Origin of the sequence: Metabacillus herbersteinensis, assembly GCF_042433335.1 — a bacterium.
Lineage (GTDB): Bacteria > Bacillota > Bacilli > Bacillales > Bacillaceae > Metabacillus > Metabacillus herbersteinensis.
This window is the reverse complement of record NZ_JBHLVO010000010.1, coordinates 109,074-131,147: the sequence shown is the minus strand read 5'-3', so window position 1 is coordinate 131,147 and position 22,074 is coordinate 109,074. Positions and strand designations below refer to the sequence as shown.

Here is a 22,074-nt window from a genome sequence, read left to right as displayed (position 1 = left end):
ATAAAACCCTTACCCGTTTCAAGGACATTGTCTAGAATAACAGGTCTTACCAGGTAAGTATATAAAAAAACAACCGTTGCCAGTTAGCAACAGTTGTTTTTTCGACACTATTATAAGTTTTGGTATAAAGGAAAACGACTTGTAAGTGCTTCAACACGCTGTTTTGCTTCTTCAAGTTTTGCTTCATCTTCATGATTTTTTAATGAAAAAGCAATTAGTTTCGCGATTTCATCCATTTCTTCTCCACCAAATCCACGACTTGTTACTGCAGCTGTTCCAATTCGAACTCCGCTTGTTACAAAAGGACTTTCTGGATCAAATGGAATTGTATTTTTGTTTACAGTAATTCCGATTTCATCTAAAACATTCTCAGCAACTTTACCTGTTAAATTCAAAGAACGAACATCAATTAAGACAAGATGATTATCAGTTCCATCTGAAACAAGTGTAATTCCTTCTGATTTTAAGCTTTCAGCAAGTCGTTTCGCGTTATCAATAATGTTGCTTGCATATTGTTTAAAATCATCCTGTAGTACTTCACCAAATGAAACTGCTTTTGCAGCAATCACGTGCATAAGTGGGCCACCTTGAATTCCAGGGAAAATCGATTTATCAATTTTCTTAGCCCATTCTTCTTTACACAGAATCATTCCGCCGCGAGGTCCACGTAGTGTTTTGTGTGTTGTTGTTGTCACGAAGTCTGCATAAGGAACTGGATTTGAATGTAAACCAGCCGCAACCAATCCTGCAATGTGAGCCATATCTACCATAAAGTAAGCCCCTACTTCATCTGCAATCTCGCGGAATTTCTTGAAATCAATTTCACGTGGATACGCGCTTGCTCCAGCTACTATCAATTTTGGTTTATGTAATCTAGCCTTTTCTAGCACATCTTCATAGTTAATACGATGAGTAACTGAATCTACACCATACTCAACAAAGTTATATTGAACTCCACTAAAGTTCACTGGACTTCCGTGTGTTAAATGTCCACCGTGAGACAAGTTCATACCGAGTACCGTGTCACCATGATTTAAAATCGTAAAGTACACAGCCATGTTCGCTTGTGCGCCTGAATGAGGTTGAACATTTACATGCTCAGCACCAAAGATTTCTTTTGCGCGGTCTCTTGCAATGTCTTCAACAACGTCTACATGTTCACATCCACCATAATAACGACGTCCTGGATATCCTTCTGCATATTTGTTTGTTAAAACAGAGCCTTGCGCTTCCATTACTGCTTCACTCACGAAATTCTCAGATGCAATTAATTCTATCTTCGTTTCTTGACGTGTACGTTCCTTTTGAATCGCTTCAAAAATTCGCTCATCTTGCTTTGGCAAATGTTTCATGTGAGATCCCCTTTCATTCAAACCATTGATTTTTTCAATCTAATTTACGACAATTATCACTACTATTGTACACGTTTCAAATAGGGATTGTAAAAGATTTATTAAATTTTTTTTCTAATATCCAATATAACGGGACTCTTTTCCTCTAAATGCGAACATTTACCTATAAACATAATTTCATTATTCGTTAAAAACCAAGAGTACCTTAGAATAATAGCAAAAGTAACACCTTGAATAACAATCGCCTCAATTAAGTTTTCTACAAATTGGAAAAACACTGATTTATCACCAGTGTCTTTTTGTTAAAATATTAATTAACTTATTATGATTGTTGACTTGCCTGAAGCGACGACTGAACTTGACTGACCAGGGTTTGTGCTTGTGCGATCTCAGTTGAGGCTTGCTTTAATGCTTCTTCACATTGAAGTTGATCAGCAGCAGACTGCTCAATTGCTTGTGTAATAAGTCCTTTAGAAAGTGACACTGCTGCTGCAGCTCTTTTTAATTGTTCCGTATCAATTGGTTGTGGCATTTTTATATCCTCCTATTGCTTTTTTTTGGCACCTCAATATCTTCTTCTCTTGTACCCATTTTTATGTGCACTTTTATTTAAAATGAATGAGTTTTTCTTGAAATATTATCACTACAATAGAAAAAAGAGACTAACCCTTTAAGAGTCAGTCTGATCCAAAAATTTTACGAACACGATTCATTTTCATCATTCACTTCGTAAACTGCTCTTGATCCACCAATTAGCTTCGGACGTGTTTTAGCCATTGTGACATGGGCATGGCCTAGTTCTTTTATTGAACTTCGAATTGGGACCGCTACAGGTTTTAAGTGCATGCCAATAAACGTATCACCTATATCAATACCTGCATCTGCACTAATTTTTTCAACCATAACTGGATCTTTCGCATGTTGATAGGCATAAGTCGCCATTGCTCCACCAGCTTTTCTTACAGGGATAACGGTTACTTTTTCTAGAAAATGCTTTTTGGCTACTTCACGTTCGACAACCAATGCCCGGTTTAAATGTTCACAGCATTGAAAAGCGAGGTCAATACCTGTTCTACCTTGGAGTTGTTTTAGCTTATCATAGATCATAGCCGCTACTTCCATTGTTCCAGCTGTGCCAATTTTTTCGCCAATCACTTCACTTGTACTACATCCAACTACAAGTAATTCGCTAGTTTCAAAACTAGCCTGCTTTTCAAAATCTTGTAAGATTGTCGTGAGCTGTGCTTGCCATTCTTGTATATTCGTCATAAGCAAAAGCTCCTTTTAAAGGTGTTTTTTCTCGTAATGCGTTATTTTACCTAGTCTTGTTTCATGTCTGCCACCTTCAAATTCTGTTGTTAACCACATTTTTGCTATTTCACGCGCTAGTCCCGGTCCAATTACTCGTTCACCCATCGCTAAAATGTTTGAATCATTGTGCTCGCGAGTTACTTTTGCACTAAAAACATCATGAACTAATGCACAACGAATGCCTTTTACTTTATTAGCAGCTATACTCATGCCAATTCCTGTCCCGCACACTAGGATTCCCCGATCTACTTCTCCGTTTACGACCTTTTCTGCAACAGGAATTGCATAGTCTGGATAATCTACTGAAGTATCACACTCACAACCTAAATCCGTATAGTCAATCTTCAGTTCATCCATTAATTGTTTGATTTCTTCGCGAATATTTATTCCACCGTGGTCTGAAGCAATTGCAACTTTCATATCTGAATCCTCCTAATTGTCTATCGTAATCTAATATTCCGTTCGAGCTATTCTTCTAATTTTCCGAGTAACTTTTTTAATAACACTTCGAGATCATCTCGTGTGTTTCGATAGTTGTGAAGTGTACCACCAAAAGGGTCTGATACGTCTTGTGAAGTGGCATAATCATCCTGAGCATATTCAGTCAATGTATACGTTTTTCTCCCTGCATGCGGAAATCGTTCAATGACCAATTGCTTATGATTATTTGTCATTGTAAGGATGAGGGTCGCCCATTCAACATGTTCTTCACTTAAAAGTGATGAATTATGCTTACAGAGAATGCCCTTTTCGTTTAGCGCCTCTTTTGCAAATTGTGACGCATCACTTCCATCATTTGCAAACACTCCTGCCGATTTTACAGCTAGTTGATTCGATTGCTTGAGATGGTTAAAAATCGCTTCGGCCATCGGACTTCGACACGTATTCCCAGTACAAACAAACAGGATCTTTTTCATCATCGGTCACTCCCTTACTATTATTATAATGGAAAGAAAAATGGAGGGAAAGCTCAGCGAACTTTCGTAATATAAAAAACACCACATGACTCAAAATGTGGTGTTTTTTATATATGGTTAGATTGGAAAAATTAGTTTGATTCCAAAAGCGAGTAGAATACTTCCTCCTAGTGCTTCACTATAAGGGCCGATCCAACTTTGAACTCGTTTTCCGACTAGTAAACCGACCCATGTTAGCATCATACTAACGACTCCAAACATAATAACGGTTGCGATCGTTTTTGCTCCATAGATTCCTAGACTTAGTCCTACCGAAAAACTATCAAGACTTACACTAAGAGCAAAAATAATTAATCCAAAGCCGATCGGTGTAATTAGTGGTTCATCTTCCTTTTTAAATGAAGCATAAATCATTTGAATACCTAAGAAAATTAATAACCCTCCGCCAATTAATGTAGCAATCATTCCAAATGTATTACTTAGAAACTTTCCTATTACCATGCCAATCAAAGGCATCCATATGTGAAAAACACCTATTGTAAGTCCTATGTAAAAGATTTGACGTACTTTTAATTTAATTAAACCCATTCCGAGTCCAACTGAAAAAGCATCCATTCCTAATGCAAACGCCATAATAAATAAGGTGAAAAATTCTCCTATTATACTTTCAATATTCATAGTAACCTCCTCGGACACGCCTAGTTAAATTTATGCACGTCCGATTTGGAATAGAACATTTCTAGAACTGTTATAGGAGTGACAACACAATCCTATTTTTCATTGATAATTTGATGACCAGCTGCCTTTAATAGTCGATTCATTACCGCCTGGCCCATTCCTGCTGTAGGAAAGCTTTCACTAAAAATAACATCGACATCATGTTCATCAAATTCCCTTAATACACTATATAGCTGGGTTGCGACAGTTTCTATATTCACACGTTGTCCACAAGCTAAAATGGTATCTGCCACGTAGCTCCGCTTAGCTTCCTCTGTGGTTAAAACTCCAACTTTTTTTCCATTTGCTTGGGCTTTCTTTATTAACGTTTGGATAAACATCAGACTTCCATCCACAACAACTAAAGGTGCATTTGGTGCGTAATGAGTATATTTCATTCCTGGTGATTTTGGTGAAGAATTGGTATCTTCTAACACTGGATCAACTTCGACATGTCCAATTACAGACTGTAGCTGTTCTTTTGTTATCCCACCCGGCCTTAGAATGACTGGTGTAGCACCAGAACAATCTAGCACCGTTGACTCAAGCCCTACACCTGTTGGACCTCCATTTACAATCCCTGCTATTTTACCGTCTAAGTCATTGAGAACATGCTCAGCTCGTGTTGGACTCGGTTTTCCAGAAAGGTTTGCACTTGGAGCTGCAACTGGTATACCTGCCTCTTTGATAAGAGCAAGTGCAAGGAGATGATCAGGCATTCTGACAGCAACTGTGTCTAAACCAGCGGTGACAAATGTGGATAACCCTCCTTTTTTATTGAGAACAAGTGTTAAAGGACCAGGCCAGAAGCTATTTATTAAAGTCGTTGCGTAGTCTGGAACATCAGTGGCAATTTCATTTATTTGATCCTCAGAGGAAATGTGGACAATCAGTGGATTATCACTTGGTCTTCCTTTTGCCTCGTATATTTTTTGTACCGCTTCGTCTGAAAAAGCATTTGCGCCTAGTCCATACACCGTTTCAGTAGGAAACGCTACAACCTCATTTTCCTTCAGTAATTTTGCAGCTTGTGCAATTTGTGGATAAGCTTTGGATATATCAACAGCTTCATCCACAGTCCAACATTTTGTTTCCATCTATAATAACTCCCTCGGTTTTCCATTATTACTTTGTTTACTAGCGAGTAAACAACCTTTTAATGATGAAAGTATAAAAGAATCGACAAAATAATACAAGCCTTATCCACAAATTGTGGATAAGACTTGTTATTTTGTGGACAACTTTGTGGATATGCACCAAGTGTTACTTTTTAATTGTTTTTTACCATTACGGTTGTATCTGGTGATAGTAATGAGTTTTTTATATGTTCTGATGTGGATAAATGACCAGGTACATCATTGAGTTCCACAACATCAAATCCCATTAGCAGCATAAAATCTACCGATGCTTTTTTGTTTGTAACTAAATATAAGTTGTTCATATTTTTTTGCTGACTTAATGTTTGAACGCTTTGAAAGAGTGTCAAAACATGCGCTTGCTTAAGCTTGTCCGAAATGACAAGTGAACGCAGGATTCCATCTTCTCCTACTGGTTCAACTCCAATGCAGGCAACTACTTCGTTTTCACCATCTTCCATCATCACAAAGTAATCAAGCATCGACGTAATACCCTCTGAACTTACGCCTGCCTTTTCAACAAACTCTGTTAATTTATTCCCATCATTCTCTTCTGCAATTTTTAATTGATAAAACATTATTTCACCCCATTTAATTTCCTACTACAAATCTATGAGATGAAATTAAGAATATACCATTTTAACATCATTTTTGCGTTAACTTACTGAGTTTTGATACCACTTATGAAAATAGGCCTTGAAACCATTCTACTAAAAAGAACTTCACTTCAACTTTTTCTTCTTCCTCATCTACAATTAGCGAGGATAGTTGTTCTTTGGTTTTTTCACTGTCATTTTTATCACTAGTTTCTTCTTGTTCTGCAGCTTGAACCGCTTCACCGTTTGAAAAATCCAAGAAACATAATGGCGGAAATAAGACACACCACCAATTCGCACCTTGTCCTTTACCTAGTGTAATTAAAATTGCTTCATAGTCTCCTGCTGGATAGATATAATTACCGTATAATTTCGTCGGAAAACTAACGTTATTGAAATTGACTGTATAGGATTGCGGCTGATTCTCTCGTGCTAAAACGCCTTCTACGATTGTTTCTATTTCTGGTAATCTCGACTGAATTAATTGTCTAGCCTCTTCAATTGACGTTAGCTTTTCAACCCACTGTGTGATTTCAGCGTTCACTTCATCTCTTATTAAACGTTTTAAGGCCTGATCCTGTTCGGAATCACTATTTGCTAAAATCCGAAGGCGAATCGCCTCATCAGGAATGACCACTGGTGCTTGTGCTTGTGCATTCGCCTCGATTGGCTCTTTATAAACACTAGCAATTCCACCTATTAAAAGTAAAAAGATATATATAATAACCATTAATTGTTTTTTCATATTTAACGCCTCCCCTTATAAAAGCAGTATGGACAGGGGATAAGCTTCTTAAACTAGTTTTTAGAAAAAATCTAGTAAACTAGAAAAAATTAGACTTCACTAGGATTGGATGATTACTTTTTAAATTATATAAATTCTGGTGTATGAAAAAAAACCGAAAAAAAGTGTAAAAATAGCTCGACACTTCTTGACGGTTTTTCATTTTATTTACTTAATCGTTGCGAAAACCATTCGATCTTTTCCGTTAATATCATTAATTACTTCTACATGCGCAGCTGAAAGTGACTGTTCAAGCATTGTTTTTACTTGCTCCCCTTGACCAGCACCTACTTCAAAGGCAACTAAAGCACGTTTTGATATGACCTTTGGTATTTGTTCGGCTAGTTTCCGATAGAAATCCAGGCCATCTTCGCCACCTGCTAAGGCACGCATTGGTTCATGGTCTTTCACAACTGTTGACAGTGTGTTTATTTCTTGATTGGGAATGTAAGGTGGGTTGGAGACAATGATATCGATTTTAGTAGCACCGATTAGAGGTTTCAATAGATCGCCATGGACCCATTCTACAGTAGCAGCTAATTTACTAGCATTTTTCTTCGCTACTTCAATTGACTCTTCGGCAATGTCGATGGCTTTCACGGTGAACTTTGGATTTTCTAATGCAAGTGTAATCGCGATCGCTCCACTACCTGTTCCAACATCCACAACCTTTACCTGCTCATCCTTTTCAAAAAGAATGGATGAGCGCTCGAGAATTCCAGCTACAAGCTCTTCCGTTTCAGGCCGCGGAATTAACACTTCCTTATTAACGTCAAAAGAACGTCCATAAAATTCTTCCCAGCCAGTCATATATTGTACTGGAACGCCATTTGCGTGTTTTTCTACATCGTTTTGAAAAGCTGTTACTATTTCTGTGTCCATTTTCATTCTTAAGTTAGAAAGCAACGTCGAACGATCCATGTTTAAATGATGTTTCAGCAATATTTCTCCCGCATTTTCATCTCGATCGGCTTCAATTAAAAAAGAAGAAGCCCATTTGAGGGCTTCGTATACGTAGTTCATCTTACTCTCCAGCCTCTTGAAGTCGACTTGATTGGTCTTCGATGACTAATGTCTCGACGATTTCATCAAGCTTTCCTTCGAGAATTTGATCTAGCTTTTGAATAGTTAAGCCAATTCGGTGATCTGTGACACGATTTTGCGGGAAATTGTACGTTCTAATCCGTTCAGAGCGATCGCCTGTTCCAACAGCTAATTTACGGGTTTGATCAATTTCAGCTTGTGCTTCACGTTGGAATTTATCGTAAACACGAGCACGTAGTACCTTCATCGCTTTTTCTTTGTTTTTAATCTGTGACTTTTCATCTTGACATGACACAACCACGCCTGTTGGTAAATGTGTTAAGCGAACAGCAGACATTGTCGTGTTTACACTTTGTCCGCCAGGTCCACTGGAAGTAAATGTGTCTGTACGAATGTCTTTGTCGTGTATATCCACTTCTAACTCTTCTGTTTCAGGTAAGACCGCAACAGTGGCGGTTGACGTATGAATTCTTCCGCCGGACTCTGTTTCAGGAACACGTTGAACGCGGTGTGCACCGTTCTCAAATTTCAATTTCGAGTAGGCACCTTTTCCATTGATCATAAAGATGATCTCTTTGTACCCACCAGAGCTAGTCACACTTGTTTCCATTACTTCCGTTTTCCACCCTTGAACCTCTGCAAAACGGCTATACATACGGTATAAGTTCGCAGCAAATAATGCTGCTTCTTCTCCACCTGCTGCTCCGCGAATTTCCACGATTACGTTTTTATCATCGTTGGGATCCTTTGGTATTAGGAGAATTTTCAATTTTGCTTGTATTGCCTCATTACGTTCTTCAAGCTCAGATAGCTCTTCTTTTACCATTTCACGCATATCAGAATCAAGCTTTTCATCTAACATTGCCTTCGTTTCTGCTATTTGATCACGAATTTCCTTATACTCGCGATAAGCTTCAACAATTTCTTGTAAATCTGATTGTTCTTTTGAATATTCACGAAGCTTTTTAGAATCACCAATCACATCAGGATCCATCAAAAGCTGATTTAATTTATCATAACGAAATTCTAATGATTGTAACCGATCTAACACTATACGTCACCTCAATTTTAATCCATAACATTCTAATTATAGTATAGGTTACTTCAAGCGTCAAAAGCAAATTCACATGTTTTCGCTTTATATTAAGGGAATTCCACTGTAGAATAATTCCTAACTCAGCTAAAAACTATTCCCTAGGAGGAAACGAATGAAATTAAACCGAATTCACCACGTAGCCATTATTTGTTCTAATTACGAAACATCAAAAGCCTTTTATGTACACACACTTGAATTAACCGTTCTGTCTGAAACATACCGAGAAGAACGGAACTCTTATAAACTTGATTTACTGGTAGGTGACCACTATCAGATTGAGCTATTTTCTTTCCCTAATCCTCCAGCTCGTCCCACCCGTCCTGAGGCAGCGGGTTTGAGGCATCTTGCTTTTGAAGTGGATCATATTGAAGAGTGCGTCTCAGAGCTTGTTATTAAGGGAGTTGATGTTGAACCGATTAGAGTGGATCCAATCACAAACAAAAAATACACCTTTTTTCAAGATCCAGACGGACTTCCGCTTGAATTCTACGAAAAGTAACGTCTCTCGACAAAAGTTCAGCAGATTTCGTAAAAGAACCACTTTCTTTGCCGAATGAGTACTTGTTTTGTCTAACGTGAAGGGAATACGGTAATAACGTAGAAAACCTTCCTTACTAACAATTATAAGGGGGAAGAAACGTGAATACTGCTACTGTCGCAAAGATCCTTGGTGTCTCTCCAAAAACGGTGCAAAGATGGGTTAAACAACTAAGTCTGCAAATGGAACGGAACGAACTTGGTCATTACCTTTTTTCTGAACAGGATGTTGATCGACTAAAAAAAGTACAGCAACAGCTGAGTGAAGGAATATTACTACAAGAAATTGTTGTTCAAAAGCCAGCAACTCGTCAAGGAACAACACGCGTTTTATCAGATTCCGATCGTGAAGGTGTAAAAAAACTAGCCTCTCGTCTTGATGAAATTGAACGTAAGGTCAACAGCAAAGCAGATGCCGTCGTTTCCTATCAATTGCTACAGCATCGACGTGAAATGGAAGAGCTATTAGAAAAAATTAATCGTCTTGAAGAAAAGGTCGAGTTGTTAGAGAGTCAACCTAAATCTCAACCAAAAGATAATATACTTGTTTTCGATCATCGACAAGCACCTAAAAAAACAAAACGAAAAAATCTAATCAGCTCTTTGTTTAGTTTTTGAAAAGTTTAGGGTGACATATACAAAAGGAAGAAAGGCTAAGTTTGCGACGTCCATTCGCAGCGCATTTTTGACCTGCATTCCGAATTATATACTCAGGTCTTTTTATCGTTTTTCAAGATTAATTTTAATATGATATCTTGGCAGAGCACGGACCATTTTATTATGAAGCTCCTCTTCTCTGTCTCGTAATTCCTTTTTAGACAGATCATCGCTTGTATAGACCGTTACTCTGATATCTTGTCCATTTCTTACGACAGGCCCCATCGTTAAACCCTCTTCACCAATCAATGCTTCAGAAAGTTTATTTTCGTCAGTACCATAATTTGGACGAGACTCACTTAGATCAATGAAGTTAGGATTCTGATTTGTGTTTGTTCGATCATCATCTAATTCACGGTTATAAATTCCATTGCCTTCCCGGTTGGTCATAAGCTTTGTACCATTGCTGTCCTCTCGATCATACGGGTGAGCTACGTTTTGATTTCCTGCACAAGCTGGTAAAAGCATCATTAATACAACAATAAAAAAGAATTTCTTCATCAAAAGCACCTCCTAAAATTAAGATGCCCTAACACTAAATGTTCCATGAATGCAAAAGTACAAAAAATCAGACTCAAAAAGGGGATTTTATATTTCAGTGTTTTTTATACAGAAGAAAAGCGTATAGCTCTAGGCTATACGCTACTTGATGTGTGATCTTCTTTTACAAAGCTTTTTACAGGCTTTGACGGTACCTCGTGATGGTGGCGACAACGCGGTTCATATGATTCAGAAGCACCAACAAGGATGATTGGATCGTGATAAGAAGCAGGTTTGTCGTTAATGAGACGCTGCGTTCTACTTGCAGGCGATCCGCAAACTGAGCAGACCGCTTGAAGTTTGGAAACTGATTCAGCAATTGCCATTAATTCTGGCACGACTCCGAACGGTTCACCTCTAAAGTCTTGATCAAGACCTGCCACGATTACGCGGTAGCCTTGATTTGCAAGCAATGTTAGCACCTCTGTTACACCTTCATCAAAGAATTGCACTTCATCCACTGCCACAATATCCGTATCTTGTGTGACGTGATTCAATATCTCATTAGAAGATGCCACAGGTATCCCAATGATTGCTGTACCGTTATGTGAAACAACCGCTTCTTCACTATAGCGATTATCAATTACTGGTTTAAACACCTTTATTTCTTGTTTAGCAAACTGAGCTCGACGAACTCGACGAATAAGCTCTTCTGATTTACCGGAAAACATGCTACCGCAGATGACTTCAAGCCAACCACTTTGCTTCATAACATACATGCAAACGGTCTCTCCCTTCGCCCTACTTACTTTTCAAAGCCTACTGTTGAATATGTAGGTATTTGGATAAAAATGTATAAATAAAGGACAAAAACAAGTTTTAGCGCGTAAAAAAACAGGCAAGAACACGATCTTGCCTGTTTGAATAATAGCTTATTGTTGTTGTTCTGACTTAATGCCGTATTTTTTGTTGAATTTATCTACACGTCCACCTGCATCAGCAAATTTTTGACGTCCAGTGTAGAATGGATGACACTCAGAACAAACCTCTACGCGGATCTCTTCTTTTACAGAACCCGTTTCAAATTCGTTACCACAAGCGCATTTCACCATAGCTTTTTTAAAGTTTGGATGAATTCCTGTTTTCATTCTTTTTCATCTCCTTCTGCCCTGAATCATTCGAAACAGAGTTATCGTTCCCTCGGGAGCATGACTCGTCCTAAGAACTCACCATACATTACCCTAGAAAGCACATGCAAAAATTATAACAAGGGTTCACTTTAAAATCAAGGTTTAGTTATTGAGGACTATTTCCTGATTTGGAAGGACACCCCTTTTTCCTACAAAAACTTAGTGACGTCTTCCTGGTGTAATACCAGCTGACTTCATCTCTGCATCAAGGTTACTGAAAAACTCTTCATTTGATTTAGTTTGTCTTAGCTTTCTTAAAAACTTTTCGACAAAGTCAGGAGAATCTGTCATTGACTTACGAATCGCCCAAAGCTTTTCTAAATGATCTTTTGGAATAAGAAGTTCTTCTTTACGTGTTCCAGATCGACGAATATCAATTGCTGGGAAGATTCGCTTTTCTGCTAGTGAACGGTCTAAATGAAGCTCCATGTTTCCTGTTCCTTTGAATTCCTCATAAATCACGTCATCCATTCTTGATCCCGTATCAACAAGTGCTGTTGCAAGAATCGTTAAGCTGCCGCCTTCTTCAATGTTACGAGCTGCTCCAAAGAAGCGTTTTGGGCGATGGAAGGCAGCGGGGTCAATCCCACCTGATAATGTTCGACCACTTGGTGGAATGACTAAATTATAAGCACGAGCCAAACGTGTGAGGCTGTCCATTAAGATAATAACGTCTTTTTTATGTTCCACAAGGCGCATTGCACGTTCAAGAACAAGCTCTGCTACTTTAATATGATTCTCAGGAACCTCATCAAATGTAGAGCTTACAACATCTCCTGCTACTGAGCGCTCAATGTCAGTTACTTCCTCTGGTCTTTCATCAATCAACAGAACAATTAGTTCTGCTTGAGGATTATTTGTCGTTACGCTGTTTGCAATTTCTTTTAAAAGCATGGTTTTACCCGCTTTTGGAGGTGCGACAATTAAGCCACGTTGTCCAAAACCTACTGGTGCTAACACATCCATAATACGTGTAGATAGTGCATTCGGAGTTGTTTCTAAGAAAATTTGACGGTCTGGATATAGAGGTGTAAGTGCCGGGAAATGAACACGCTCTTTCGCAGATTCTGGATCATCACCATTAACTGCCTCAACATGAAGCAAGCCATAGTAGCGTTCGTTCTCTTTAGGCGGGCGCACTTTTCCTGAAACTTTATCTCCATTACGAAGATCAAAACGACGAATTTGGGATGCAGATATGTAAATATCTTCAGAGCTTGGCGAGTAATTAATTGGACGTAGAAAACCAAAGCCTTCTGATTGGATAATTTCCAATACACCTTCCATGAATAGTAAATCTTCTTGTTCTGCGTTTGCTTTTAAAATGGAGAAAATTAATTCTTTTTTTGTAAGCTTGCTGTAATAAGATATCTTAAAACGACGTGCAAGCTCATATAACTCCTTCAATTTCATATGTTCTAAGCTCGAAATTGAAACCTGACTCATATAAACACCAACTTTTTTTCTAATAGGATTCATGTACAATTAACTAACAAATTTCATCCACCATATTTCATTCTTAAAAGTTTCATACTTGAACAGTAAAAAAGACTTGGACGTATACGTAAAAAAACGTGATAACATCCTAGTTGAACTTTTGAAGTTAAAAATACTTGTAAATGGATAGAGAAGGAAATGAAGGTAAACGTTGAAGTAGTCTTTGCAGTTTAAAACTTTTTCTTTGTTAAAGATAGCACTCTTTATTTTTACCCTATTTTCTAAATTTAATCAATGGTTTCCTAACATTTGAAATAAAAATGAAAAGTTTAAGAGATATTATAACAATAGTTGCACAGGACGTGCTAGTGCAGTCATGGCGATTGACGTCCCGTTTTTGACTGCCTCGAGGTCATAAGCCAATTATAAATTGAAGGCAGAAACCCGCCTTCTATTTATAATTGGCTTATCCTATGCCTAAGGCTGAACCATGCGCTTCCGCTTTTGTCATTTAAAAACTAAATTCGGCTTTTTCTTCAAGCTATGTGTTCCATCTATAAAACGAACGGTTCCTGATTTTGCACGCATAACAACTGAATGGGTTGTCCCAATTGAGGCTTTAAATTGAACGCCTCGGAGAAGTTCCCCGTCTGTTACACCTGTTGCTGCAAAAATGGCGTCATCCCCTTTTACAAGGTCCTCCATAAGTAGGATTTTATGAACATCTAATCCCATTCTAATGCAACGTTCTAATTCTTCATCACTTTGTGGTAAAAGCTTTCCTTGGATTTCTCCACCGAGGCTCTTCAATGCAACAGCAGCTAGAACTCCTTCAGGTGCGCCACCAGATCCGAATAAAATATCAACACCAGTATGATCGAAAGCGGTATTGATCGCTCCTGCAACGTCACCATCGTTAATCAATTTAATACGAGCTCCTGCTTCTCTTAATTGATTAATGATGTGTTCATGTCGAGATCTGTTAAGAACCGTTGCAACAACGTCTTGAATGTCTTTATTTTTTGCTTTTGCAACGGCTCTAAGGTTATCAATTATTGGCGCTTCAATGTCAATACATCCAACTGCTTCTGGACCAACTGCAATTTTTTCCATATACATGTCTGGTGCATTTAGTAGATTTCCATGATCGGCAACTGCAATGACAGCCAGTGCATTCCAACCACCTGAAGCGACGATATTGGTCCCTTCTAGTGGGTCTACTGCAACGTCAACACGTGGTCCATAGCCTGTACCTAATTTTTCTCCGATGTAGAGCATTGGTGCTTCATCCATTTCCCCTTCACCAATTACAACGGTCCCCTTCATAGGCACTGTATCAAAAACATCTCGCATTGCAGAAGTTGCTGCTTCATCTGCCTCATCCTTCTTACCGCGTCCCATCCATCTTGCAGAAGCTAATGCTGCTGCCTCTGTAACGCGTACTAGTTCCATTGATAAACTTCTTTCCACCCTGTGTTCCTCCCCTTTGTTGCAATTCTTTTTATGAGCTTTGAAGCTGCTCTATTTCTTTCTCAGACAGTCGTTCACGCCAAATTGTAGCACCTATTCCTACAAGCTTTTCCTCCAGCTGACTGTACCCTCTGTCAATATGCTCGAGACCAGTAATCTCAGTAACACCATCTGCCATTAATCCAGCACAAACGAGTGCAGCCCCAGCGCGTAAGTCACTAGCTTTTACTTTTGCACCTTGTAGCTTAGTCGGACCTGTAATAATTGCAGATCGACCTTCCACTTTAATTTTCGCGCCCATTCTTCTTAACTCATCGATGTGTTTAAATCGAGCGGAGTAAATCGTGTCAGTTACCACACTTGTACCGGTAGCTCTTGTTAACAGTGAAGTAAACGGTTGCTGAAGATCAGTTGGAAATCCGGGGTACACCAATGTTTTAATATCAACCGTCTTTATTTCTTTTTGACCGCCAAGAATTAAGATTTGGTCATTACTCGTTTCAACGTGAATTCCCATCTCTCTAAACTTTGCAATCAGTGATTCCAAATGAAGTGGAATGACATTATCAATCATGACTTCTTTGCCCATTGCAGCTCCGATTATCATGTAAGTTCCAGCTTCAATTCGATCCGGAATGATTGAGTGGCGGCACCCATGTAGGCGTTCAACTCCATCAATTCGGATTACATCAGTTCCAGCTCCTTTAATTTTTGCACCCATACTCGTAAGTAAAGTTGCAACATCAATGATTTCTGGTTCCTTTGCAGCGTTTTCAATAATTGTTCTGCCCGTTGCCAATACAGCAGCAAGCATAATATTAATTGTTGCTCCTACACTCACAACGTCCAAGTAAATTCGGGCTCCTCGCAGCTCGTCCGCGCGGAGATAAATGGCACCTTGTTCGTTTGTGATTTGAGCACCTAAAGCTTCAAATCCTTTAATATGTTGATCAATTGGTCGAGGACCAAGATGACATCCCCCAGGTAATCCTATAACCGCTTTTTTGAAACGACCTAGCATTGCACCCATTAGGTAGTATGACGCACGAAGCTTCTTTACTTTTCCATTTGGTAGTGGCATTGAAATCATAGCAGATGGATCTACCATCATTTCATTGTTTTTAAATTCAACTTTTCCACCGATTTCCTCCAAAAGATCACCTAAAATATGTACATCCGAGATGTTAGGTAGGCCTTCAATTGTAACGGGTGATTGCGCTAAGATTGTTGCAGGAATGAGAGCTACAGCGCTATTTTTAGCACCGCTTATATTAACGGTACCTTTTAAAAGATCTCCACCTGCTATTTTTAACTTTTCCATAATAGTCTCCCTTCTTAAGAAGTTGACCTGACGGAAAGACATGCAAATTCTTGCTCTTCCATGCATTCTGTTTCCGAATAAAAAATACCTCTTGTCAACAAATATTTTCCAATAAAAACAGAAAGAATACAAGCTGAAGTTATATTTTAAAAATAATTTTATTATTTATTATAAACATTCTATCTTAATTAAACCATCTACCTGGGTTAGAAACAATGCTCCCGAGAAAAAATAAGAGATTCGTAGGAATGATAGACTTATAATGTGTTGTGTACAATTTAAAACAAAAGAAAATAAGCGTACGAAATGGCAAGCAGTTTGCTTGCCACCCTCGCAACTTATTTAGATTTATATCAATCTATCTATCAACGATTATTCCAGTCAGCAAGAAACTTTTCAATCCCTTGGTCTGTGAGTGGATGTTTAAAGAGCTGCATAATAACATTTAGTGGCACTGTTGCAATATGAGCGCCTCTCAATGCGGCATCTGTCACATGTTGTGGGTGACGGATTGAAGCAGCAATTATTTCTGTATCAATGCTGTGAATATCGAAAATTTGGGCGATTGTTGAGACGAGATCAAGCCCATTATGACCAATGTCATCTAATCGTCCTAAGAACGGAGACACATATGTTGCTCCTGCTCGTGCAGCTAGTAGTGCTTGGTTTGCACTAAAAATAAGTGTCACGTTCGTTTTAATTCCTAAATCACTTAATGCTTTAACTGCCTTTAATCCATCGGGAGTCATTGGAACTTTTACGGTAATATTCGGTGCAATGCTTGCAAGTTCTTTTCCTTCTTCGATCATTTCATCCGCTTTTAATGAAATGACTTCAGCACTAACTGATCCTGGTACGATACTGGTGATTTCACGTAGACGGTCGTGAAATGACACACCCTCTTTGGCTACTAAACTAGGATTTGTTGTTACACCTGACAAAACACCTAAACTCTGTGCTTCTTTAATTTCGTCAATGTTTGCGGTATCAATAAAAAATAACATAAGGACCTCCTCATAGTTCAGAAAAATTCGACTTGTAGACGCTTACTTTAGTTTTTAAATAGAAAGGGGCTAACTTATTTGATTTGCGCCCCTTTATTACTCAAACTAGGTTGAGCAATAAAGGAGGCAGCACAAACGCCCCCATCATCTTTATGCTTTGTTAGAAGATCCGAATTCGCGCATTTTACCAATAACTGTTGTTTTAATTGCTTCACGAGCAGGTCCTAAATATTTACGTGGATCGTATTCTTCAGGGTTAGCCGCTAGTGCTTCACGAACAGCTTTAGCAGAAGAAATTTGACTTTCTGTGTTTACGTTAATTTTGGCTGTTCCGAAAGAAACAGACTTTTGAATATCCTTTGTTGGAATTCCAGTACCACCATGAAGAACTAATGGCATATTTGTAAGCTTGCCGATTTCTTCCATTTCCTTAAATCCAAGGTTTGGTTCACCTTTATAAGGACCATGAACAGAACCTAAAGCCGGTGCTAAGCAATCGATACCTGTGCGTTTGACTAGCTCGTCACATTCTTTAGGATCAGCATAAATAACGCCTTCTGCAACAACATCGTCTTCTTGTCCACCTACTACACCTAATTCAGCCTCAACTGAAACACCTTTTGAATGTGCATATTCAACAACTTTTGATGTTGTTTCAATGTTTTCTTCAAATGGATGATGTGATGCATCAATCATAACAGATGTGAACCCTGCATCGATTGCAGCTTTACATTTGTCATAGCTTGAACCATGGTCTAAGTGAATCGCAACAGGAACAGTCGTGTTGTAATCTTCCATTAAACCTTTGACGATACTTACAACCGTTTTAAATCCACCCATATAACGAGCAGCACCTTCAGAGACACCTAGAATAACTGGTGATTTCTCTTCTTCTGCAGCTTGTAAAATTGCTTGTGTGAACTCAAGGTTGTTTAAGTTAAATTGACCAACTGCATATCCTTCGTCTTTTGCTTTAATAAGCATTTCCGTCATTGAAACTAAAGGCATGTCGAAAAGTCCTCCCTATGTATCCTAATTTGCTGAAGCTAAGAAAAAGCGTATCATACCTAGCATGACCAGAACGATTCTCTCATATGTAGAAGAAGTGATCATACAAACTTGCTTTTCTACAGTCTAGCATACCAACATATAGGAAAATGAGCAACAATTCGACATCACTTTTAGGGAGGCTACTACCAATATTTAATCCAATTAATTTCGGACTGGTAAATACTTTCTAACTGCTCCGCGAATTTCATCAATGTCAAACGGTTTTGCAAAATGAGTTAGAGCTCCTAAATCCTTTGCCTCTTGAATCATATCCAGCTCACCGTATGCAGTCATAATAATCACGCGGATATCTTGATCAACAACTCTCATTCTTTTTAAAATTTCAATTCCGTCCATTCCAGGAATTTTCATATCTAACAATACTAAATCAGGCGAATGCTTTTCAAGGATCTCAAGGGCTTGAAAACCGCTGGCTGCTTGAAAGGTTTGATATCCTTCTTTTTGAAATACTTCATTTAACAAAATACGGATACCATACTGATCGTCTACAATTAAAATTTTCTCTTTCATCTCTACACCTCTTATGTAAAATTTCCATTCAATTAAAGATATAAGCTAAGTATTCTTTTCTTTTCCTAAATGTCCTGCATTTTCAGTGAGAACATTTCTCGACAATTTTCTCATAATATAAAAGGTAATTAATTAAACCACTAAATCTAAACACTTTCTCCAATGAGCAATTCTTTTAGAATGGTCTACTTTTCGTTATAATACCTTATAAACTCAGTTCTTGAAAGGAGTAGAGAACATTCATGATGAAAATTTTCACAACACAAGTAACGGGGCATTTTAACAGGATACTAGATCAAGAAGAATTACAGATTGAGGATAGCGCAAGATTACTCGCACAAGCGGTGGTTGGTGCAGGAAGCATTTACATATACGGGCATAGAGAGTTACACGGTGTCGTAGTAGAAGCAACAATAGGATCTGAACGATTGGACTCTGCTAAACCATTGTTTAAAGAGAATGGTGACTTGGTCCCTCTTACATCTGCAGACCGTATTCTACTCTTTTCTTATACTTCTATTGACGAAGAAACAATTACACTTGCTAAAAAACTTCAAGAAAAAGGAATTCAAACCATTGGTGTTTCAGCACTTATGAAAAATGAGGAGAACGGGCTCGATTCTATTACAGATCTTCATATTGATAGTAAATTACGTCAACCCCTTATTCCGGATGATGACGGGTCACGTTATGGGTATCCAGCTTTAATGGTGGCGTTGTATGTTTATTATGCGTTGAGGTTTACGGTGAAAGAGATTTTGAGTGAGAATGATTAACAGATAAAAGAAAACCCTGACGGATAAAGGTTCCGTCAGGGTTATTTTTATAGCTTGTTTGACGCTTTTAATGATGCTTGAACAAAGTCTCTGAATAATGGTTGTGGTCTTGTTGGTCTTGATGTGAATTCCGGGTGGAATTGTGATGCCACGAACCATGGGTGGTCTTTAAGCTCAATGACTTCTACTAAACGACCATCAGGGCTTGTACCAGAGAAGATAAATCCTGCATTCTCCATTGCTTGTCTGTATTCGTTGTTGAATTCATAGCGATGACGATGACGTTCGTAAACGACTTCATCTTGGTAAGCTTCATATGCTCGAGACGATTCTTCTAGCTTACAAGGATAAATACCTAAGCGTAACGTTCCGCCAAGGTCTTCAATATCTTTTTGTTCTGGTAGTAAATCAATAATTGGGTATTGTGTACTTGGGTCAATTTCTGCTGAGTTCGCACCTTTTAGATCTAAAACATTACGTGCAAATTCAATTGATGCCACTTGCATTCCTAGGCAAATACCAAAGAATGGGACTTTATTTTCGCGAGCAAAAGTTGTTGCGACAATTTTCCCTTCAACACCTCGGTCACCAAAGCCTCCAGGAACAAGAATACCATCTGCTCCTGCTAGTAAATCGCTCACATTCTCTTTTGTTACTTCCTCAGCGTTCACCCATTTGACTTCAATTTCTGAATCATAGGCATAACCTGCATGTCGGAGAGCTTCAACAACAGAGATATAGGCATCTTGAAGCTCAACATACTTCCCTACAAGTGCAATCGTTGTCGTTTTTGATAAATTTGTTACTTTTTGAACGAGTTCTTTCCATTCCGTCATGTCCGCATCATTACACTGCAGTTTTAGATGACTGCAAACAATTGAATCAAGGTTTTGGTCTTGTAATGCTAAAGGCACAGAATATAGTGTATCTGCATCTCGACATTCAATGACAGCATTTGTATCAATATCACAGAAAAGCGCAATTTTATCTTTCATATCTTGAGAAATTGGCATTTCGGTACGAACAACAATTACATTTGGTTGAATTCCTAGACTACGTAATTCTTTGACACTATGTTGCGTCGGTTTCGTTTTCATTTCTCCTGCAGCTTTAATATATGGAATCAATGTACAGTGGATGTACATGACGTTATCTCGGCCAATATCGCTCTTAATTTGACGGATTGCTTCTAAGAAAGGAAGTGATTCGATATCTCCAACCGTTCCACCAATTTCAGTGATCACGACATCTGCATTCGTTTCTTTGCCCGCACGATAGACACGTTCTTTAATTTCATTTGTGATATGTGGAATAACCTGAACTGTTCCACCTAAGTAATCCCCACGACGTTCCTTTTTCAAAACAGTCGAGTATATTTTACCTGTTGTGACGTTATTGAACTGTGTTAAATTAATATCAATAAAACGCTCATAATGGCCAAGATCAAGATCTGTTTCCGCTCCATCACCTGTTACATATACCTCACCATGCTGATATGGACTCATCGTCCCTGGATCCACATTTATGTAAGGATCAAATTTTTGAATCGTTACACTCATCCCGCGGTTTTTCAATAAACGTCCAAGAGAAGCTGCCACAATACCCTTACCTAATGATGATACAACTCCACCTGTTACAAAAATATACTTTGTCATCTTCTTCCCCCTCTTAGCTGTTGTTCAAAAAGTCATCGATTGATAACTTGAACACGCAATCCTAACGATGTATGTGAACTTAATTTGCACAAAAAATAAAAAAACATGATGAGGGACTTCAGAAATTAGAACAATATGCACTAGAATTTACTTCAGAAGAATTCTACCTACATAAAAAACTCTATACTTTTACAGCAGTTAACGATCTTAACGTTAGTTTTCCCTAAAAATAAGAAAGCTCCCTTCCAATTAACGCTGAAAGGGAGCATATATTATATTAAACAAATTTCTCTTTTAAGAGCCCAAATAAGATTCTACCTACTTGCGTTATGAAAGTCAAGACTGATTTTTTTAGAAAAACGAAAGAAAATGTTTTCGTTCTTATTTTTCTTCGTCTTCCTCTTCATCATCGTCGTCTAGCAGATCATCATCTAGATCTTCAATGTCATCGTCATCTAGATCATCATCATCGTCGTCATCATCTAAGTCATCGGTTAGATCATCGTCGTCATCGTCTAAATCGTCATGATCATCATAGTCTAAATCGTCTTCTTCAACATCATCAAAGCCATTTAAATCTAGGTCCTCTTCAACAACCTTTTTCGATTTTTTCTTTTTAGGTTTTGCAACAGGAACAACTTCTTCTTCGATTTGGTCATACGGGTACCAGATACGAAGGCCCCACGTGTTTTCTCCAACACATATGAAACGACCGTCTATATTTACATCTGTATAGAACTGTGAAATTTTATTAGCTACTTGTTCTTTAGATAATCCGAGTATTTTTGAAATGTCGTTAACTAAATCTTTAAAAATAATCGGTTTCTTTTTTTCTGTAAAAATTTCATATGCTACTTCCACCATTGCCAATTCTTTGATCTGCTCTTTTGAGTACTGCTTTAAACCCAAGTTCAAGCACTCCCTTTCTAGGTCTATCATCTATGTATTAACCATTTAAGCTTATTCTAACGTTATGTAAGCCCATAGAACGGCAAACATATCATTCATTATAA

25 protein-coding genes are annotated in these 22,074 nt (G+C 38.2%); 3 read left to right on the top strand and 22 right to left on the bottom strand.

The annotated features are described in order from the left end of the window. Positions 1-110: 110 nt before the first annotated feature. The 11 genes from glyA to prfA form a co-directional block, all read right to left on the bottom strand. Positions 111-1,352 (bottom strand): serine hydroxymethyltransferase, encoded by a 1,242-nt coding sequence (gene glyA, locus ACFFIX_RS13620; protein WP_378934784.1) that lies wholly within the window; start codon positions 1,350-1,352, stop codon positions 111-113. A gap of 322 nt (positions 1,353-1,674) precedes the next feature. Beyond that, positions 1,675-1,884 (bottom strand): hypothetical protein, encoded by a 210-nt coding sequence (locus ACFFIX_RS13615; protein ID WP_378934781.1) that lies wholly within the window; start codon positions 1,882-1,884, stop codon positions 1,675-1,677. A gap of 164 nt (positions 1,885-2,048) precedes the next feature. Beyond that, the gene (locus ACFFIX_RS13610) at positions 2,049-2,621 is read right to left on the bottom strand and encodes a TIGR01440 family protein (protein ID WP_378934779.1); all 573 of its coding nucleotides are present in this window, start codon (positions 2,619-2,621) and stop codon (positions 2,049-2,051) included. A gap of 15 nt (positions 2,622-2,636) precedes the next feature. After that, positions 2,637-3,083, bottom strand: a complete 447-nt coding sequence (gene rpiB / locus ACFFIX_RS13605; RefSeq protein WP_378934777.1) for a ribose 5-phosphate isomerase B — start codon at positions 3,081-3,083, stop codon at positions 2,637-2,639. A gap of 47 nt (positions 3,084-3,130) precedes the next feature. Next, on the bottom strand, positions 3,131-3,583 hold the full coding sequence (locus ACFFIX_RS13600; protein WP_378934775.1) for a low molecular weight protein arginine phosphatase: 453 nt from the start codon (positions 3,581-3,583) through the stop codon (positions 3,131-3,133). 114 nt (positions 3,584-3,697) lie between these two features. Continuing rightward, positions 3,698-4,258, bottom strand: coding sequence for a manganese efflux pump MntP (locus tag ACFFIX_RS13595; protein ID WP_378934773.1), 561 nt, complete (start codon positions 4,256-4,258; stop codon positions 3,698-3,700). 92 nt (positions 4,259-4,350) lie between these two features. Continuing rightward, on the bottom strand, positions 4,351-5,394 hold the full coding sequence (locus tag ACFFIX_RS13590) for an L-threonylcarbamoyladenylate synthase (RefSeq protein WP_378934771.1): 1,044 nt from the start codon (positions 5,392-5,394) through the stop codon (positions 4,351-4,353). 173 nt (positions 5,395-5,567) lie between these two features. Beyond that, positions 5,568-6,011 (bottom strand): GNAT family N-acetyltransferase, encoded by a 444-nt coding sequence (locus tag ACFFIX_RS13585; protein WP_378934769.1) that lies wholly within the window; start codon positions 6,009-6,011, stop codon positions 5,568-5,570. 103 nt (positions 6,012-6,114) lie between these two features. After that, a complete protein-coding gene (gene spoIIR, locus ACFFIX_RS13580; protein ID WP_378934766.1) occupies positions 6,115-6,774 on the bottom strand; it encodes a stage II sporulation protein R in 660 nt (219 codons plus the stop codon). A gap of 207 nt (positions 6,775-6,981) precedes the next feature. Further along, positions 6,982-7,836 (bottom strand): peptide chain release factor N(5)-glutamine methyltransferase, encoded by an 855-nt coding sequence (gene prmC, locus ACFFIX_RS13575; RefSeq protein ID WP_378934764.1) that lies wholly within the window; start codon positions 7,834-7,836, stop codon positions 6,982-6,984. A gap of 1 nt (position 7,837) precedes the next feature. Then, positions 7,838-8,908 carry a peptide chain release factor 1 gene (prfA, locus tag ACFFIX_RS13570; protein WP_378934762.1) on the bottom strand — a complete coding sequence of 357 codons (1,071 nt, stop codon included), beginning with the start codon at positions 8,906-8,908 and terminating at the stop codon, positions 7,838-7,840. A 157-nt stretch (positions 8,909-9,065) separates the two neighbouring features. Between prfA and gloA2 the strand changes: the two genes are divergently transcribed. Both gloA2 and ACFFIX_RS13560 read left to right on the top strand, forming a co-directional pair. Further along, positions 9,066-9,452, top strand: a complete 387-nt coding sequence (gene gloA2, locus ACFFIX_RS13565; RefSeq protein ID WP_378934760.1) for an SMU1112c/YaeR family gloxylase I-like metalloprotein — start codon at positions 9,066-9,068, stop codon at positions 9,450-9,452. Between the two features lie 140 nt (positions 9,453-9,592). Beyond that, positions 9,593-10,108 carry a MerR family transcriptional regulator gene (locus tag ACFFIX_RS13560; protein ID WP_378934758.1) on the top strand — a complete coding sequence of 172 codons (516 nt, stop codon included), beginning with the start codon at positions 9,593-9,595 and terminating at the stop codon, positions 10,106-10,108. Positions 10,109-10,210: 102 nt separating this feature from the next. Here the strand turns inward: ACFFIX_RS13560 and ACFFIX_RS13555 are convergent, their stop codons facing one another. The 9 genes from ACFFIX_RS13555 to ACFFIX_RS13515 all read right to left on the bottom strand — a co-directional run bounded on the left by ACFFIX_RS13555 (position 10,211) and on the right by ACFFIX_RS13515 (position 18,630). Next, a complete protein-coding gene (locus ACFFIX_RS13555) occupies positions 10,211-10,648 on the bottom strand; it encodes a hypothetical protein (RefSeq protein ID WP_378934756.1) in 438 nt (145 codons plus the stop codon). 134 nt (positions 10,649-10,782) lie between these two features. Further along, entirely contained in the window at positions 10,783-11,406 is a 624-nt protein-coding gene (locus ACFFIX_RS13550; RefSeq protein WP_378934754.1) for a thymidine kinase, read from the bottom strand. A 153-nt stretch (positions 11,407-11,559) separates the two neighbouring features. Further along, positions 11,560-11,775: a 50S ribosomal protein L31 gene (rpmE, locus tag ACFFIX_RS13545; protein WP_378934752.1), complete on the bottom strand. Its 216-nt coding sequence runs from the start codon at positions 11,773-11,775 to the stop codon at positions 11,560-11,562. A 201-nt stretch (positions 11,776-11,976) separates the two neighbouring features. Beyond that, positions 11,977-13,263, bottom strand: coding sequence for a transcription termination factor Rho (rho, locus tag ACFFIX_RS13540; protein ID WP_378934866.1), 1,287 nt, complete (start codon positions 13,261-13,263; stop codon positions 11,977-11,979). Positions 13,264-13,761: 498 nt separating this feature from the next. After that, entirely contained in the window at positions 13,762-14,724 is a 963-nt protein-coding gene (gene glpX / locus ACFFIX_RS13535; RefSeq protein ID WP_378934749.1) for a class II fructose-bisphosphatase, read from the bottom strand. A gap of 31 nt (positions 14,725-14,755) precedes the next feature. Then, positions 14,756-16,045: a UDP-N-acetylglucosamine 1-carboxyvinyltransferase gene (gene murA / locus ACFFIX_RS13530; RefSeq protein WP_378934747.1), complete on the bottom strand. Its 1,290-nt coding sequence runs from the start codon at positions 16,043-16,045 to the stop codon at positions 14,756-14,758. Between the two features lie 365 nt (positions 16,046-16,410). Continuing rightward, the gene (gene fsa, locus ACFFIX_RS13525; RefSeq protein ID WP_378934745.1) at positions 16,411-17,049 is read right to left on the bottom strand and encodes a fructose-6-phosphate aldolase; all 639 of its coding nucleotides are present in this window, start codon (positions 17,047-17,049) and stop codon (positions 16,411-16,413) included. Positions 17,050-17,199: 150 nt separating this feature from the next. After that, on the bottom strand, positions 17,200-18,057 hold the full coding sequence (locus ACFFIX_RS13520; RefSeq protein WP_378934743.1) for a class II fructose-bisphosphate aldolase: 858 nt from the start codon (positions 18,055-18,057) through the stop codon (positions 17,200-17,202). 204 nt (positions 18,058-18,261) lie between these two features. Beyond that, complete coding sequence (locus ACFFIX_RS13515; RefSeq protein ID WP_378934741.1) at positions 18,262-18,630, bottom strand: response regulator; 369 nt, start codon at positions 18,628-18,630, stop codon at positions 18,262-18,264. A 242-nt stretch (positions 18,631-18,872) separates the two neighbouring features. Between ACFFIX_RS13515 and ACFFIX_RS13510 the strand changes: the two genes are divergently transcribed. Then, the gene (locus tag ACFFIX_RS13510) at positions 18,873-19,406 is read left to right on the top strand and encodes a DUF2529 domain-containing protein (protein WP_378934739.1); all 534 of its coding nucleotides are present in this window, start codon (positions 18,873-18,875) and stop codon (positions 19,404-19,406) included. A 47-nt stretch (positions 19,407-19,453) separates the two neighbouring features. Here the strand turns inward: ACFFIX_RS13510 and pyrG are convergent, their stop codons facing one another. Beyond that, a complete protein-coding gene (gene pyrG, locus ACFFIX_RS13505) occupies positions 19,454-21,061 on the bottom strand; it encodes a CTP synthase (protein WP_378934737.1) in 1,608 nt (535 codons plus the stop codon). Between the two features lie 381 nt (positions 21,062-21,442). After that, complete coding sequence (gene rpoE / locus ACFFIX_RS13500) at positions 21,443-21,970, bottom strand: DNA-directed RNA polymerase subunit delta (protein ID WP_378934735.1); 528 nt, start codon at positions 21,968-21,970, stop codon at positions 21,443-21,445. Between the last annotated feature and the right edge of the window lie 104 nt (positions 21,971-22,074).

Coding starts and splice junctions, on each gene's coding strand:
- ACFFIX_RS13600 (WP_378934775.1), bottom strand. CDS start 3,583: ATGATGAAAAAGATCCTGTTTGTTTGTACTGGGAATACGTGTCGAAGT.
- ACFFIX_RS13515 (WP_378934741.1), bottom strand. CDS start 18,630: ATGAAAGAGAAAATTTTAATTGTAGACGATCAGTATGGTATCCGTATT.
- rpmE (WP_378934752.1), bottom strand. CDS start 11,775: ATGAAAACAGGAATTCATCCAAACTTTAAAAAAGCTATGGTGAAATGC.
- ACFFIX_RS13520 (WP_378934743.1), bottom strand. CDS start 18,057: ATGCCTTTAGTTTCAATGACGGAAATGCTTATTAAAGCAAAAGACGAA.
- rho (WP_378934866.1), bottom strand. CDS start 13,263: ATGAGTCAGGTTTCAATTTCGAGCTTAGAACATATGAAATTGAAGGAG.
- rpiB (WP_378934777.1), bottom strand. CDS start 3,083: ATGAAAGTTGCAATTGCTTCAGACCACGGTGGAATAAATATTCGCGAA.
- murA (WP_378934747.1), bottom strand. CDS start 16,045: ATGGAAAAGTTAAAAATAGCAGGTGGAGATCTTTTAAAAGGTACCGTT.
- ACFFIX_RS13585 (WP_378934769.1), bottom strand. CDS start 6,011: ATGTTTTATCAATTAAAAATTGCAGAAGAGAATGATGGGAATAAATTA.
- ACFFIX_RS13550 (WP_378934754.1), bottom strand. CDS start 11,406: ATGTATGTTATGAAGCAAAGTGGTTGGCTTGAAGTCATCTGCGGTAGC.
- ACFFIX_RS13555 (WP_378934756.1), bottom strand. CDS start 10,648: ATGAAGAAATTCTTTTTTATTGTTGTATTAATGATGCTTTTACCAGCT.
- ACFFIX_RS13590 (WP_378934771.1), bottom strand. CDS start 5,394: ATGGAAACAAAATGTTGGACTGTGGATGAAGCTGTTGATATATCCAAA.
- ACFFIX_RS13615 (WP_378934781.1), bottom strand. CDS start 1,884: ATGCCACAACCAATTGATACGGAACAATTAAAAAGAGCTGCAGCAGCA.
- spoIIR (WP_378934766.1), bottom strand. CDS start 6,774: ATGAAAAAACAATTAATGGTTATTATATATATCTTTTTACTTTTAATA.
- ACFFIX_RS13595 (WP_378934773.1), bottom strand. CDS start 4,258: ATGAATATTGAAAGTATAATAGGAGAATTTTTCACCTTATTTATTATG.
- prmC (WP_378934764.1), bottom strand. CDS start 7,836: ATGAACTACGTATACGAAGCCCTCAAATGGGCTTCTTCTTTTTTAATT.
- pyrG (WP_378934737.1), bottom strand. CDS start 21,061: ATGACAAAGTATATTTTTGTAACAGGTGGAGTTGTATCATCATTAGGT.
- glyA (WP_378934784.1), bottom strand. CDS start 1,352: ATGAAACATTTGCCAAAGCAAGATGAGCGAATTTTTGAAGCGATTCAA.
- ACFFIX_RS13510 (WP_378934739.1), top strand. CDS start 18,873: ATGATGAAAATTTTCACAACACAAGTAACGGGGCATTTTAACAGGATA.
- fsa (WP_378934745.1), bottom strand. CDS start 17,049: ATGTTATTTTTTATTGATACCGCAAACATTGACGAAATTAAAGAAGCA.
- gloA2 (WP_378934760.1), top strand. CDS start 9,066: ATGAAATTAAACCGAATTCACCACGTAGCCATTATTTGTTCTAATTAC.
- ACFFIX_RS13610 (WP_378934779.1), bottom strand. CDS start 2,621: ATGACGAATATACAAGAATGGCAAGCACAGCTCACGACAATCTTACAA.